The sequence below is a fragment of the Saccharopolyspora sp. genome (assembly GCF_017434145.1).
GTDB lineage: Bacteria > Actinomycetota > Actinomycetes > Mycobacteriales > Pseudonocardiaceae > Saccharopolyspora_C > Saccharopolyspora_C galaxeae.
Map to the genome: position 1 here is coordinate 1 of NZ_JAFRFW010000943.1, position 15,118 is coordinate 15,118.

The 15,118-nt window shown below is 70.2% G+C and carries 12 protein-coding genes and 1 pseudogene; 9 read left to right on the forward strand and 4 right to left on the reverse strand.

The window, feature by feature from the left end:
• The 4 genes and pseudogenes from IJH84_RS25400 to hxlA form a co-directional block, all read right to left on the reverse strand.
• Nucleotides 1-606 (reverse strand): annotated as a pseudogene (locus IJH84_RS25400) (transketolase); the annotation flags it as partial.
• A 75-nt stretch (nt 607-681) separates the two neighbouring features.
• A complete protein-coding gene (locus IJH84_RS25405) occupies nt 682-930 on the reverse strand; it encodes a hypothetical protein (RefSeq protein ID WP_295149854.1) in 249 nt (82 codons plus the stop codon).
• A gap of 65 nt (nt 931-995) precedes the next feature.
• Nucleotides 996-1,727: a ribulose-phosphate 3-epimerase gene (gene rpe / locus IJH84_RS25410; protein WP_295149855.1), complete on the reverse strand. Its 732-nt coding sequence runs from the start codon at nt 1,725-1,727 to the stop codon at nt 996-998.
• 220 nt (nt 1,728-1,947) lie between these two features.
• Nucleotides 1,948-2,574 (reverse strand): 3-hexulose-6-phosphate synthase, encoded by a 627-nt coding sequence (gene hxlA / locus IJH84_RS25415; RefSeq protein WP_200071827.1) that lies wholly within the window; start codon nt 2,572-2,574, stop codon nt 1,948-1,950.
• A 690-nt stretch (nt 2,575-3,264) separates the two neighbouring features.
• On the opposite strand from hxlA, the gene pqqA reads away from it, so the two are divergent.
• From pqqA to IJH84_RS25460, 9 genes are all read left to right on the forward strand, one after another.
• Nucleotides 3,265-3,360, forward strand: coding sequence for a pyrroloquinoline quinone precursor peptide PqqA (pqqA, locus tag IJH84_RS25420; protein ID WP_200071826.1), 96 nt, complete (start codon nt 3,265-3,267; stop codon nt 3,358-3,360).
• 395 nt (nt 3,361-3,755) lie between these two features.
• Complete coding sequence (gene hxlB / locus IJH84_RS25425; RefSeq protein ID WP_233627905.1) at nt 3,756-4,289, forward strand: 6-phospho-3-hexuloisomerase; 534 nt, start codon at nt 3,756-3,758, stop codon at nt 4,287-4,289.
• Between the two features lie 124 nt (nt 4,290-4,413).
• Nucleotides 4,414-5,397: a class II fructose-bisphosphatase gene (glpX, locus tag IJH84_RS25430; RefSeq protein WP_295149860.1), complete on the forward strand. Its 984-nt coding sequence runs from the start codon at nt 4,414-4,416 to the stop codon at nt 5,395-5,397.
• A gap of 69 nt (nt 5,398-5,466) precedes the next feature.
• The gene (locus tag IJH84_RS25435) at nt 5,467-6,942 is read left to right on the forward strand and encodes an ATP-dependent 6-phosphofructokinase (protein WP_200071823.1); all 1,476 of its coding nucleotides are present in this window, start codon (nt 5,467-5,469) and stop codon (nt 6,940-6,942) included.
• Complete coding sequence (locus tag IJH84_RS25440; protein ID WP_200071822.1) at nt 6,939-8,048, forward strand: sodium:calcium antiporter; 1,110 nt, start codon at nt 6,939-6,941, stop codon at nt 8,046-8,048. The genes IJH84_RS25435 and IJH84_RS25440 overlap by 4 nt, the downstream gene beginning before the upstream one ends.
• 406 nt (nt 8,049-8,454) lie before the next feature.
• Nucleotides 8,455-9,864, forward strand: coding sequence for a DNA-binding protein (locus IJH84_RS25445; RefSeq protein ID WP_295149861.1), 1,410 nt, complete (start codon nt 8,455-8,457; stop codon nt 9,862-9,864).
• Between the two features lie 30 nt (nt 9,865-9,894).
• Nucleotides 9,895-12,123 carry a catalase/peroxidase HPI gene (gene katG / locus IJH84_RS25450; RefSeq protein ID WP_295149862.1) on the forward strand — a complete coding sequence of 743 codons (2,229 nt, stop codon included), beginning with the start codon at nt 9,895-9,897 and terminating at the stop codon, nt 12,121-12,123.
• A 738-nt stretch (nt 12,124-12,861) separates the two neighbouring features.
• A complete protein-coding gene (locus tag IJH84_RS25455; protein ID WP_295149864.1) occupies nt 12,862-13,323 on the forward strand; it encodes an MSMEG_3727 family PQQ-associated protein in 462 nt (153 codons plus the stop codon).
• Between the two features lie 14 nt (nt 13,324-13,337).
• Nucleotides 13,338-15,023 (forward strand): PQQ-dependent dehydrogenase, methanol/ethanol family, encoded by a 1,686-nt coding sequence (locus IJH84_RS25460; protein ID WP_295149866.1) that lies wholly within the window; start codon nt 13,338-13,340, stop codon nt 15,021-15,023.
• Nucleotides 15,024-15,118 lie beyond the last annotated feature (95 nt).

Here is a 15,118-nt window from a genome sequence, read left to right on the forward strand (position 1 = left end):
CTGGGTGCCGGCGCGCGAGGAGGCCTCGGAGGTCACGCCTTCCTCGATGTCGCCGTCGGAGGCGAGCACGAAGCTCAGGAGGTCGACCGGGCTTTCGCCGGGGGCGGCCGCGGGGTCCAGCAGGCCCCGCTCGCGGCGGGCGGCCATCGCCATGCCCACGGCGTTGGCCAGGCCCTGGCCCAGCGGGCCGGTCGTGGTCTCGACGCCGCTGGTGTGCCCGTACTCGGGGTGCCCTGGGGTTCGCGAACCCCAGGTGCGCAGCGCCTTGATGTCGTCGATCGCCAAGCCGTACCCGGCCAGGAACAGCTGCACGTACAGGGTCAGGCTCGAGTGGCCCGCCGAGAGCACGAACCGGTCCCGGCCGAGCCAGCTCGGGTCGTTCGGGTCGTGCCGCATGACGTGCTGGAACAGCGCGTAAGCGGTCGGCGCCAGGCTCATCGCGGTGCCCGGGTGGCCGCTTCCGCACTGCTGCACCGCGTCGGCGGCCAGCACGCGGGCGGTGTCGATCGCCCGCACGTCCAGGTCGGTCCAGTCGGCGGGGACGGCGGCGGTCGTCAAGCGGGTGATGTCGTCGCGCACGCGACGGTTGGCTTCGATCGCGGTCATGGACGCGCACTCCTGACGCTCGTGGTTGCTCGCGGTGCTTCGTGCGAACTTGCGGAAGTGGGACGCGGCGGCGCGCTAGGCGGGCCACAGCCGCGAGTGTTCGGGGTGGTCGTCGTCGATCAGGCGGTGTGCCAGGGCGATCGCCTCGTTCAGGTCGGCCTGGTGCAGCGCGGGCTCGGAGCGGGCGATTCCTTCGAGGAAGTTGGACAGCCCTTCCGCCGCTGCGGGGGACACGCTGTCGTCGCGGCCGCCGCGCACGTATCGCCGCCGCAGCACCGCAGCTGCATCCAGCAGCAAGGAGGATTGCGCTTGCTGCAGTGCCATCTTGTTGCGCTCCACGGTATTTCCCCTTCCTCGCACGGAATTCCTTCGGCGGATGCCGCTCGTGATCACTGTTCGGGCGGTGGCGGCGCCATGGCGCGGTGCAACTCGGCCACCGCTTTCTGCTTCCCGCCCGGGTGGGAGAGCACGGCGGAGCCCGCGACGAGGAGTTCGGCACCCGCGCACCAGGCCGCCTTGGCGGTGGCGGTGGAGATCCCGCCGTCCACCTCGATCTGCACCGCGCGCCCGGAGCCGTCCACCAGCGCCCGCATCTCGGAGACCTTCTCCTCCATCGCGGGGATGTAGCGCTGCCCGCCGAAGCCCGGGTTGACGGTCATGATCACGATCTCGTCGAGGTGGTCGAGCACGTGGCGGACGAAGCCGAGCGGGGTGGACGGGTTGACCGCCACACCGGCCTGCGCCCCGAGCTCGCGGATCGCTGCGAGCGTCCGCAGCAGGTGCGGGCAGGTCTCGGCGTGCACGATGACGGTCTCGCAACCGGCCGCGACGAAGTCGGCCAGCATCGGGTCCGGGTCCTGCACCATGAGGTGGGCCTCGAACGGCAGGTCGCTGTACTTCCGGCAGGCCGCGACCACGTCCGGCCCGAACGTCATGTTGGGCACGAAGCGCCGGTCCATGACGTCCCACTGGATGCGGCCGACTCCCGCGTTGGTGAGGCTCGCGACCTCCTCGCCGAGCTGCGCGTAGTCGGCGCCCAGGACCGAACCCACGATCACCGGTTCGGCCGGCGACCACCTCGCCGCGGAATGCCGCGAGGTCGTTCCTGGCTGATCAACCATCGAGCGATCCTCCGATCACTTGTGCGGTCCACTCGTGTCCGCGTCCCGCGGAGATCGGTGGAGGCGAATCCACCCGGTCGCCGGAGATCGCCCGAACCGGTTTTCGGTCGTCCCTGCCGGAGCGGCGATGGCAGCGGTGATGTGGTGGCAGGGGTGATGTGGTGGCAGGGGCCCCGAAGAACGATCCGGCCCCTGCCACCCGCGAACTTGCTGCGTCCGGTCAGCGGATCCGGCTCTTGAGGGCCTTGGCGGCTGCGGCCGGGTCCGCCGCGCTGCGGATCGCACCGCCGGCCACCGCGACGGTCGCCCCGGCGTCCTGCACTGCGGCGATGGTCTCGGCGGTGACGCCACCGGCGATCGAGAACGGGACGCCGGCCTGGCGGCCGTCCGCGAGCAGCGTCTCGATCGTGTAGCCGGGTTTGGCCTGCTCGTCGAGCCCCGCGTGGATCTCGACGAAGGACACGCCCAGCTTCGAGACCTCGCGGATCCGGGCGACCCGGTCCGCAACGATGGTGATCATGTCGGCGACCACGTCCTTGCCGTGCTTCTCACCGGCGGCGACGGCCCCGCGCACGGTGTCGTCGTCGGCCGCGCCCATGACGGTCACCAGGTCCGCGCCCGCGGAGAACGCGAGGTCGGCCTCCAGCTCGCCGGCGTCGGCGGTCTTCATGTCGGCGAAAACGAGCTTGTTCGGGTGCGCGGCCTTGATCGCCGTGATCGCGGACAGGCCTTCGGCCTTGATCAGCGGGGTGCCCAGCTCGAGGACGTCGACGTAGTCCTCGGCCTGGTGCGCCAGCGAAAGCGCGTCGCCGAGGGTGGCGACGTCCAGTGCTACCTGCAGCTTCACGGTGCTCTCCTCGTCAGTGGTGGCGTTGCGGTTTCGGGCGCGGGTGGTCCTGCGCCGGGATCCACCACGCGGCGCGCGATGCGGTCCGCCGCATCCGGCTTTCCCGATTCCGGGCAGAATGGTGGGTGGATCACGACGTCGTGCCGCCGTTCCTCGAATCCTTCCGGCTGCTCGTTCCGGTTCTCCGCGGATTCCGCGTCGGAGTGCGAACGGGCAACGGCCTGTGACACTGCACGGATCTGTACGTCTAGTCAACCGCGGCCGAACGAATGGCAGCCGCGGCAGCACGGACGGCGCGGACGAACCTCCAAATGGTATTTCGGGGAACGCCGCAGAATGGTGTTGCGATCCGGATGAGCGCCGACGTACGATGACTGGCGCTCCTGATCGGCCGGGTGTTCCCGGAAGGCGGGACCGGCCCTCGTGGAGCAGTCGAATATCGACCCGATCGAAACGCGATCGGCGAGTTCGGGATTTCGGCCCCGCCCAGCCGCGTGACCCGGCGGTCACCGCTGTTCGCGAAGCGGCCCATTCTTTTCGGGAACAGCCGGTCGGCATCGCGCCGGGAGGCGCAGCGGCTCTCGGCCTCGGTACCGGTGGTTCGCATCGCCGCCGGGGCACCGATCGTTCCGGAAACCCCTGGGGCTGGTCAGGGCCTTGCCCGCAGATCTTCCGAAAGGAGGTGTAGCCATGGAGCCCGTTGCCCCGCAGTGGGAAACGCCCCGGTTCGTCGAGATCGGGTGCGCGGCCGAGGTGACCATGTACGTCGCCCAGGCCGAGGACTGAGCCCGCCCGCCGGTCGACGGCCGGGCGGTAACGCGGCGACCGCGGGCACCGGATTCCCGGTGCCCGCGGTGTCGCCGCAACGGGCGCGGGATTCCTGCGGTTCCCGTTTGATCGGTCCCCGAAACCGTTCGTGCGAGTCTGCCTTCTCTTCGTGTCGGCCGCGTTGACCAGACGTACAGATCCGTGCAGTCTCTCGTAGCGGGATTCGTCCGGGTCGCGATCCGGAACCCGGCGGGGTCCAGGAAAGTGCAGCCCGGCGCCGCTGCTCGGCGCTCGCGCACTGAACCGACGAATACATCCGACCGACCAGTGGAGTGTGCTCAATGACGGGTGCGGACACCGCTCACGAGAATATCGGCGAAAAGCTGAATCCGCCGCATTTCAATTACGCGACCATGGCCATCAGCACCGAGGTGGACCAGATCCGCAGGGGCGTCCAGCCCGCGGCGTGGGCACGTGCCGGTGCACTGCTGCTCACGGCGCGCGCGGTGTTCACCGTCGGCACCGGGCGCAGCGGCCTGGCGTTGCAGATGGCCGCGATGCGCTTCATGCACCTCGGGCTGGACACCCACGTCGTGGGTGAGACCACCGCGCGGGCGATCGGCTCCGGTGACGTCCTGGTGGCCGCCTCCGGCTCGGGCTCGACGGCGCGGGTGGTGCGGGCGGCCGAGACCGCGCGCGAGCAGGGCGCGAACGTGGTGGCGCTGACGACCGATCCCGGCTCGGCGCTGGCCAAGACCGCGACCGAGACGCTGGTCATCCCGGCGGCCGACAAGAAGGACTTCGACGGGACGACCTCCGCCCAGTACGCGGGCAGCCTGTTCGAGCAGTCGGTGCTGCTGCTGACCGACGCGCTGTTCCACGCCCTGTGGCGCTCCAGCGGCACCCAGGCCCGCGAGCTGTGGCGGCTGCACGCGAATCTCGAGTGACCGGCGGATTCCGCCGGCAGCGCATTCGCTCCGCGTGGCGCGCGGGCGATGTCCGATCGCCCGGCGCGCCGGTTTTCGCCGGTCCCTCCTCCGTACCGAGGCAACGACGAGCAAGGAGTCCGCGATGCAGCGCCAGCACGAGACCGCACCGCGCACCGGCATCAGCACGCTGGAGTCGGTGGCCCTGACCGCCACCCGCAGCGCGGCGGTGGCCAGCCACGCCTGGGCCGGTCGCAACGACAAGAAGGCTGCCGACGCGGCGGCCACCGAGGCCATGCGCCAAGTGCTGGCCGATGCTCCGGGCCGGGGCGCGGTGGTCATCGGGGAAGGCGAGAAGGACGAGGCCCCGATGCTGTTCAACGGCGAGACCGTGGGCAGCGGTGCGGGTCCGGACTTCGACATCGCCGTGGACCCGCTCGAGGGCACGTCGTTCTGCGCGAAGAACCTGCCTGGCTCGATGGCCACCATCGCGTTCGCCGAATCCGGGACCATGTTCTCGCCGGGGCCCGGCTTCTACATGGACAAGATCGTGGTGCCGCCGCAGGCCAACGGCGTCGTCGATCTCGCCGACACCCCGGAGCGCACCCTGCGCAAGGTCGCCGGGGCGCTCGGCAAGCAGGTCGGCGAGCTGCGCGTGGTCATCATGGACAAGCCCCGCCACCAGGAGCTGATCAAGCGGGTGCTGGAGGCGGGCGCTGCCGTGCACGCCCCGGCGGAAGGCGACGTCGGCGGAAGCCTCGAGGTGCTGCTCCCGTCCGGCTCCGCCGACCTGCTCCTCGGCGTCGGGGGCACGCCGGAGGGCGTGATGACCGCGGCGGCGGTGCGCGCCCTGGGCGGCGACATGCTCGGCCGCCTGGCCCCGCAGCGCGAAGCGGAGGCCGATGCCCTCCGCGCGGCGGGCATGGACCTCGCCCGCATCTACACCCGCGACGAGCTCGTCGGCGGCGAAGCGCTGTTCGCGGCCACCGGCGTAACCGGAGGAGCGCTGCTGAACGAGCCACGGGAATCCGGGGGCACGGTGCTCGCGGATTCCCTGCTCATCTCCAGCGGCGAGGTGCGCCGCGTCGTGCACACCACCTTCGGCGCCATGCCCCGGCCGACGTCTTGACGGCACGTGCCCGCCCCAGTGATCGATCTGCCGGCCTCGTCGTACGGCCGTCGTCGGTTAGGAGATTCGGTGAAAATGCACTTGGACAACCTGCGCGTTCGCCACCTTGGTGAGTGCCGCTACGACTCACCGTTCTGCGAAATGCTCGCGGCCAAGCGGACTTCGCCGCACTACGTGGCGGAGGGCGACCGGGTGCTGCTCGAGGACACCGTTTCGATGCTCGCCGAGCACGACCTCCCGCCGGAGGAGCTGCCGAGCTTCGAGGCGGCCGGACCCCGCCGGAAGATCTACTTCGACTCCTCCCGCGTCACGGCGGGCGTGGTGACCTGCGGCGGGCTGTGCCCGGGGCTCAACGACGTCATCCGGGGCATCGTCCAGGAACTCACCGTGCACTACGGCGTGCGGCGGATCCTCGGCTTCCGCAACGGGCTCCGCGGGCTGACGGCCGCGAACCGCGACGACACCGAGGAGCTGACACCGGATCGGGTCCGCGAGATACACAACTCCGGCGGCACCATCCTGGGCAGCTCGCGCGGCGGGCAGGAGCCCGAGGAAATGGTCGACAGCCTGGTCCTGCGCGGGGTGGACGCGCTGTTCGTCATCGGTGGTGACGGGGGGATGCGCGCCGCGACGAACCTGGCCGCGGCGATCCGCCGGCGCGGTCTGGACATCGCGGTCATCGGGGTCCCCAAGACGATCGACAACGATCTGCCCTACACCGACCAGTCCTTCGGCTTCCAGAGCGCGTTCGCGCAGGCGGCCAACTTCATCGACTCGGTCGCCATCGAGGCCGCGGCGAGTCCCGACGGCATCGGCATCGTGAAGCTGATGGGCAGGCATTCCGGTTTCATCGCCTGCTACGCCTCGCTGGCCCGCAACGCCGCCGACGTCGTGCTCATCCCCGAAGTGCCGTTCGCGCTCGAAGGGCCGGACGGCCTGTTGGCCCGGGTCGAGCGGCACGTGCGCGAGAAGGGCTTCGTGGTCGTCGTAGTGGCCGAGGGAGCGGGCCAGGAGCTGCTGCAGGAGCGCGGTCTGCTCGCCGACACCACCGACCCCTCCGGCAACGCCAGGCTGGGCGACATCGGTGCGCTGCTGCGGGAGACCATCACGGCGCACCTGATCGGGGCGGGCCTGTCGCCCACGGTGCGCTACATCGACCCGAGCTACGCCGTGCGAAGCGTGACCGCCAACGCCTACGACAGCGTCTACTGCCTGCGCCTGGCCCACGCCGCGGTGCACGCGGCCATGGCCGGGCGCACCGAGACCGCCGTGGTGCGCTGGCGGCGCCGCTTCGTGCACGTGCCGATGCCGCTGATCATCAGCCATCGCAACGAGGTCGATCCCGATGGAGATCTGTGGATGTCGGTGCTCGAGGCGACCGGTCACCTGGTTCCGAGGCACGGCTCGCACGGCCGTCCGGACGCGGAGGCGGGCCCGCAGGACTACCGGCGCAGCTGCCGGTCGTCCCGCGACCGGGACGGCGGCGCCGGCGAGCCGCGCGATGCCGAACTCCCCGGCGCCGGCCCGGTGCGGAGCTTCCGATGATGGCCGCGCTGGAGTTCGCGCTGGGGATCGCGCTGCTCGTGTACTGCGCGGAGAAGCTGATCGGCAACCTGGTCGGCGTGTCCAGCAGGTGGGTCGTCTCGCTGTTCCTGGTCGCCGTGCTGTTCACCGGGATCGAGTTCGACGACCTCGCCTACGGCATCGTGCTCAACGTCGAGGAACTGCAGCACGCGGCGCTCGGCACCGTCATCGGCACCACGATCGCGATCATGGGAATCGTGCTCGCACTGGCGGCGCTCATCGCCCCGTGCCCGGTGGACGTCCCCAAGGACTACCTCGTGCTGTTCGCTGCCGGTCCTGCGGCGATGTCGCTGTTCGCCTCGACCGGCGCGTTGACGCAGTCCATGGGCGTCGTGCTGGTGGTGCTGTTCGCGGTGTTCGTGGGCTGGATCGGCTACCGCGAGTACGCAGCGCGGCGGCCGGTGTTCCGCAACGCCGAGTTCTACGAGCAGGTCGAGAAGGCCGGTGCGGTCAGCGTCGCGACCACCTCGGAATCCGGCGCGGCCGGTGAGCGGTCGCCAGCTCGCCCGCCCGCGACGGAGCCGGGCGGCGGTGGCTTCGAGCTGCCCGGCGACCTGCGGATCGACCAGGGCTTCTTGGCAGCGAGGCAGCGGTCCCTGCCGATCAGCCTGCTGTTCGCGGTGCTGGCGCTGGCCGGCCTGATCGGAGGCGCCGCGCTCGCCGGACAGGGCACCGAAGGACTGCTGGAGACCTTGGACATCGACGGCACCGTCTTCGGCGTCACGATCGCGACGCTGGCGCTGTCGCTCGAGGACGTCTTCCTCACCGTGGAGCCCGCCCGCAGGGGCGCGCCGGAGATCGGGGTCGCCAACGTCATCGGCAGCGTCGTGTTCTCGCTGACCGGCAAGCTCGGGATCGTCCTGCTGCTCGGCGGGGACATAACGATCGGCGAGAACGTGCTGTCCTGGCACCTGCCGGTCCTGCTCGGCATGACGGTCCTGTCGGCGATCTTCCTGGCCACCGGGCGGCTGCGCCGCTGGCACGGAGGGGTGCTGCTAGCGCTCTACGCCGCCTACTTCGTCATCAGCCTGACGGCTTTCGGCGGGGTTCCACTCGACACCGACTAGGCCGTTCCGGCGAATGATCCGGTGCGGGCGAGCCGGACGGAGATCGCGGGGAAGGAGGGGCATGACCACCGCTGGTTGTCGCGAGGCCGCCGCTCGTGCGCCGTTGGTCAGCGGTCGTCGCGCTCGCCTTGTCGGCCGAATCTCCCACCACGTAATTTTCCGTTCCACGTCGGGAAGCCGGAGCGCGGGAAAAGCCGCACGGCTGCGTCCGGTTCATCGCCCGATGCGCGGTCATGAGTCGTGCGAGCACTCGGGCCGCATCGACCGGGTCCCGGAGTTCTCGGCGTTTCCGACAGGCCAGTGCGAAATCGGAGTAGTGACGCGGACCGGCTCGGAACGCGACGTGATGTGCGGTCGCACCGGCCTCGCGCGTTCCGGGGCGGTGACGGACCAAAGGCGGTCTCGGATGGCAGATGTGCACCGGCTCCGCGCCAAGACGGGCGGCGGGGGCGAGTCGACGGTTTACGGGGCGTGGGAGCGCTTCGTGCGGGGTGCGGACGACGTCCGCGGTGTGCGGCCGGAGGTGGCGCTGTCCTGGCAGCGGTGCCGCGACCAGTACCGCGTCAATCCGTATCTGGCCGAAGCTCCGGTGGCCATCACGGACGTGGACCACACGCTCGAGCACGATGTGGTCTTCGCCGAGCTCGGGTTCCGCGCGGCCTCGGTCGTCAACGAGGTGAGCGATCTCGGCGGGGTCGTGACCGTCACCGACGCCACCGGCCGGGTACTGGCCGAGTGGGGCAACAAGGACACCCGCAACTACGCCGCCGAGGCGAACCTGGCGCCGTGGTTCTCCTGGGCGGAGGGTTCCACCGGTACCAATGGCATGGGCACCGCGTTGGAGTCGCATGCGCCGGTGGTGGTCCGGGGCGCGGAGCACTGGTGCCAGGCCTTCCACGACTGGAACTGCGCGGGCGTGGCGGTGCGCGACGTGGTGACCAGCGAGCCGGTCGCGGCGGTGAACATCTCCTGCTGGCGCAGCGAGCTTCCGGAGTCCGTGGGCGCCTGGCTGAGCAACGCCGCCAGCAGGACGCAGTTCATGCTGCGGCGGCGCGCCCGGGACGCCGGTGCCGAGCTGATCGCGGCGTACGACCACGCGCGCAACCACGTTCGTGCGCGGGCGGGTGTGTCGTTGGCGGCGTTGGACCCGGCCGGGCAGGTGGTGATCGCCGACGATCGCGCGAGCGTCCTGTTAGGCGTGCCGGGTTCGACCCCAGCGGCCGACCCGGCGGCGCGCTGGAACCCGGGTCTGCCCGAGCTGGTCCGGGTGGCCCGCTACGCGGCCGAACAAGCCGCGCACACGCGGGACTGGGTCGGTTCCACCCAGATCTTCACCCACCTCGCCGACGAACCCACGCCGATCAGCATCCGGCCGGTGTTCCTGTCCGGACACCTCGTCGGCACCCTCGTCGAACTCGGGGTGTCCGACGCCGAGCAGCTCCCGCGGGCGGAAGGCGGCGCCGCCGCCTCCGACCAGGCGCAGGGGCACCGGATCGTGGCGATGCGGGACAGCCGCTTGGTGCTGCTGCGCCACCCGGAGATCTCCTTCGCCGAATCCGAGGGCAACGACGTGTGGCTGACCACCGACCAAGGCCGACTGCGAGCCGCTTCACCGGCCCTGGACAAGCTCGAGACCGAGCTGGGCGGGTCCGCTCTCCGGGTGCACCGGCAGTACGTGGTCAACATCGGCCGCATCCGCGAGGTCGAACGCGGCTTCAAAGGCGAACTTGCCCTGGTGATGGACGACGAGGCGCGGACGATGGTGCCGGTCTCCCGGCGGAACGCCCCAGCGGTGCGCCGGGCGCTGGGCATCTGAGGGCGTCACGCGCCGCTGAGAGGAGCTTCCATGCCGGAAAATCCCGATGCCGTGGCGATCAGCCGCAACTACGACCAGAGCGTTCGCCGGACCGCCGAGCGCGTGCGCAACCACCCGGCCGCCGGCGGGGACAACTGCGACTGGTGGCCGGACCGCCTCAACCTCCGAATCCTCGCCAAGCACCACCCGTCGCGGAATCCACTGGGAAGGGATTTCGACTACGCGGCGGAATTCGCCGAGCTGGACCTCGATGCGCTGGCCCGCGACATCGACGAGGTGCTGACGAGCTCGCAGGAATGGTGGCCTGCCGACTTCGGGCACTACGGGCCGCTGGTGCTGCGGATGGCTTGGCATTGCGCCGGTACCTACCGCATCGGCGACGGGCGCGGTGGGGCCTCGTCGGGCATGCAGCGCTTCGCCCCGACCAACAGCTGGCCGGACAACCGCAACCTGGACAAGGCCCGCCGGCTGCTGTGGCCGATCAAGCAGAAGTACGGCCGCAGCATCTCCTGGGCGGACCTGATGGTCTTCGCGGGCAACCGAGCGCTGGAGACCATGGGCTTGCGCACGCTCGGCTTCGCAGGCGGACGCCGGGACACCTGGGAATCCGACGCCGACGTCTACTGGGGCCCCGAGCGGACCTGGCTGGGCGATGAGCGGCACACCGGCGTGCGCGACCTGGAAGAACCGCTGGCCGCCGACGAGATGGGCCTGATCTACGTCGACCCGCAGGGACCCGCGACGCTGCCCGACCCCGTCGCCTCGGCGCGCGACATCCGCACCACGTTCGCGCGGATGGGGATGGACGACGAGGAGACCGTCGCGCTGATCGCAGGCGGGCACACCTTCGGCAAGACCCACGGTGCCGCCGACATCATGAGCAGCCTCGGCGACGAGCCCGAGGCCGCGCCGTTGGAGGACATGGGCCTGGGCTGGCGCAACCGCCACGGCACGGGCAAGGCATCGGACGCGATCTCCAGCGGCTTGGAGGGCATCTGGACCCCCACACCGACCCGGTGGGACAACTCGTTCCTGGAGACCCTGTTCGCGTACAAGTGGGACGTGGAGCTCAGCCCCGCCGGGCTGTGGCAGTGGATTCCCCGGGACGACGCGGGCGAGGGCACCGTTCCCGACCCGCACGACCCGGACACCCGCCGCGGCCCGACGATGCTCACCACCGATCTTGCGCTGCAGGACGACCCGGTCTACGCGCCCATCGCGCGGCGCTTCGCGGAGCACCCGGAGCAGCTCGCGGACGCCTTCGGGCGCGCATGGTTCAAGCTCACCCACATCGACATGGGCCCGATCCAGCGCTACCTCGGCCCGCTGGTTCCCGAGCAGCGGATGCTCTGGCAGGACCCGGTCCCCGCCGTCGAGCACCAGCTGGTCACGGCCGAGGGCCTCGCCGAGCTGAAAAACCGCGTGTTGGCCTCGGGCCTTTCGGTCCGGGAGCTGGTGTTCGTCGCGTGGGCCTCGGCATCGACCTATCGGGACAGCGACAAGCGCGGCGGCGCGAACGGCGCCCGCATCCGGTTGGCTCCGCAACGGGATTGGGCGGCCAACGACCCGGAAGTGCTGGCGAAGGTGCTGACCACCCTCGAGCGGATCCGCGACCTGTTCAACGCCGAGCGCGCGGAGCAGATCTCGCTGGCCGACCTGATCGTGCTCGCCGGTTGTGCCGCGGTGGAGGACGCCGCCGCACTGGCGGGCCACGACGTCCAGGTGCCGTTCGCCCCGGGACGCACCGACGCGGGCCAGGAGTGGACCGACGCGGCGGCCTTCGCCGCGCTCGAACCGAGCGCCGACGGCTTCCGCAACTACTACGGCGAGGCGAATCGGCTCCCGCAGGAGTACCAGCTCGTCGACCGGGCCAACCTGCTCACCCTCTCCGCCCCGGAGATGACCGCGCTCGTCGGCGGGCTGCGCGTGCTGGACACCAACCACCGGCATTCCCGGCTCGGCGTGCTCACCGACCGGCCGGGCCTGCTCACCAACGACTTCTTCACCAACCTCCTCGACATGGACACCGAATGGGTGCCGGACACGCCGAAACGAGGTCTGCCCGGAACCTTTCAGGGCCGCGATCGGTCCACCGGCGCGCCGCGGTGGACCGCCAGCCGAGTGGACCTGGTCTTCGGCTCGCACTCCGAACTGCGCGCGATCGCCGAGGTCTACGCCGCCGAGCAGGAGAAGTTCCTGCAGGACTTCGCGGCCGCGTGGCACAAGGTGATGAGCCTCGACCGCTTCGACCTGACCTGACGATTCGCCCGAGCACGTGCTGCGGTGAAACGCGCGGCGATTCCCACCGAGCCCGCGCGGACCACGCCGGTCCGCGCGGGCTTTCGCACGCCGGGTGAACGGAGCCCCGGAAAAGCGGCGCTTCGCCCAGCTGCCGGGAGCGCCGCAGCGGTGCTCGCGGGCCTCCGCGGCCTGCTCGGTCCGGGTTCTGACACCGATGTCGCAGCTGGAACGTTCAGGCAGCGCAAGGGATTCCGGCGGCGGCGGCCTCGCCGCGGCACCCGGCAGGCGGGTCCACTCGGTGGGAGCCGGGATCACGAGCCCGGTTGGGCGGTAGCTCATTCCGTGCGAGCGGTGCGGTGGACCGGGTCAGCGGTCGGCCCTTCCGGTGTGGTGCCCGCCACCGTAAAATTGTCGAGTACCACAGGTTAAAAGAGCGGAACTCGGTACCGGAGCCCACTCCGCGAACTCCGCTCGGCACGTCCGCGTGTTCCCGGTGGGAGGGAACGTAATTTCAGCACGCACTTCATCCGGCGGTTTCCGATGATTTCGTCCCGTGCTGTGCGACGACCCGGGAGATGCTGTTGATTCGGTGTGCGCGCACGCCGAGTGGACCTTTCCCAGTCGAACGGAATCGTCTGCGGAGGCATCGATCAAAGGGGAACGATGGGCCTGCACGTGAGGCGCACCCAGTTGCGAGCGACCCCAGGCGGGTATGAGCGGTCCGGACATGGATTCGAAATGAGGAGGTGAAGTCCAATGACGACGACGCAGGAACGCGACGACCTGCTGAACGAGCTCGGCTTGGACGCACAGAACAGCGCAGCGATCGGTCGTGTGCTGGGAACCGGCGGGATCGAGCGGGCCACCGAGCGCGCGGACGGCACGATGGAGGCCACCGTCCGGATCCGGGAGGACCAGATCGCCTGGGACCCCGCGATCCTGGTTCTGCCGCACGGTGGTGACGTCGAGCTGACCGTCATCAACGACGACCGGAACACGCACGCCTGCCTGCTGCCGAGCAACGGTGACAAGAAGTTCCTCTGGCTGCTGAACCACTCCAAGGGCAAGGCCAGGCTCAACCTCGATGGCCCCGGCTACTACTGGTACAGCTCGCCCGGCGGCAACGACGAGGGCCGCGGTTTGACCGCCGCCATCGTCGTGCTCGGCGAAGTGCCGCCGGAAGCCCGTCTCGACCGCCCCGACCAGCCGCGCCGGTAGAAAGGGACGAACTCATGACAGTCGAATACGTTGACGCCGGTGAGGCGATCGACCACGGGGCGCTGAGCGCCATTTCCGGAACCGCCCCCGCGGTGACCGACAACATCGATTACGAGCGCATCAAGAACGCGCGTTCGGAATCGCACAACTGGATCACCTACTACGGTGATTACGACGGCAAGCGGTACAGCCTGCTCGACCAGATCAACACCGAGAACGTGAAGCGCATCGGTCCGGCCTGGATCTTCCAAGCGGGCACCTCCGGGCAGATCGCGGGTGCGTCGACCTACGCCTTCGAGACCTCCCCGATGGTCGTGGACGGCGTCATGTACGTCACCGGCTGGGACGGCTGGTTCTGGGCGCTGGACGCCAAGACCGGCGAGCAGCTCTGGCGCTACAAGCACGCGGTCCCCTTCGACGTGTCGCTGTGCTGCGGCAACGTCAACCGCGGCTGCGCGATCGCCAACGGCAAGGTCTACTTCGTGACCCCGAACGCCCACCTGCTGGCGCTGGACGCCACCAACGGCAACAAGGTCTGGGAGAAGACGATCGGCGACGTGCGCGCCGGCGAGAGCGCTTCGCTCGCCCCGCTGGTCGTCAAGGACACGGTGATCACCGGTAGCGCGGGCGGCGAGTTCGGCGTGCGCGGCCACATCGACTGCTGGGACCTGGAGACCGGTCAGCAGCGCTGGCGCTGCTACACCATCCCGAAGCCGGGCGAGAAGGGCTCCGAGACCTGGCCGGACGACGGCGAGGCGTGGACCCGCGGCGGTGCGAACCACTGGGTCACCGGTACCTACGACCCGGAGACCAACCTGTACTACGCGGGCACCGGCAACCCGGCTCCCGACTTCGACGGTGCGGTCCGCGAGGGCGACAACCTCTACAGCGACAGCGTCGTCGCGGTCGACGTCGACACCGGCGAGATCAAGTGGCACTACCAGTTCACCCCGCACGACCTCTGGGACTACGACTCCACCATGGAGATGACCCTGTTCGAGCGGGACGGGAAGAAGCTGCTGGGCCACTTCGACAAGAACGGCTACTTCTTCGTGCTGGACCGCACCAACGGCGAGCTGCAGCACGTCACCCCGTACGTCGACCGGATCGACTGGGGCACCATCACCCGCGACGGCAAGGTGACCCCGCGGAAGTACCCGGACAAGGAGGGCGAACCCGTCCACTTCTACCCGGGGCCGGCCGGTGCCAAGGAGTGGACGCACGCCGCGTTCAGCCCGCGTACCGAGATGTTCTACGTGCCGGTCGCCGACGTGGGCGCCACCGCGACCCGCCGCCGTCGTGAGTTCAAGGAAGGCATGCCCTACTGGGGCGCCGCGGTCCAGGTGGACATCGACAACATGGCCGGTTCGGTCAGCGCCTTCGACTCCTACGGCGTCGAGCAGTGGCGCTGGCGCAACTCCCACCCGATGGCGGCCTCGGTGCTGGCCACCGCGGGCGACCTGGTCTTCGCGGGCACCCCGACGGGCGAGTTCCTCGCGTTGGACGCTCGCACCGGCGAGGAGCTGTGGAAGTTCCAGTGCGGCAGCGGCCACCACGGCAGCGCGACGACCTACATGGTCGACGGCAAGCAGTACGTCGCCGTGCCGGTCGGTTGGGGTGGCTGGCTCGAGGGCATCATTCCGGGAATGCTCGGCGCGGGCCACGGCAGCGCGCTGATCGTGTTCGCCCTGCCGGACTGATCGCCCCAGCAGCGGCCTCCGCGACCGTCGGCGACGGCGCGACGTGCAGCAAGGGGAACCTCCGGGCGGGGGTGCGGGCGTACGGCGCCCGCACC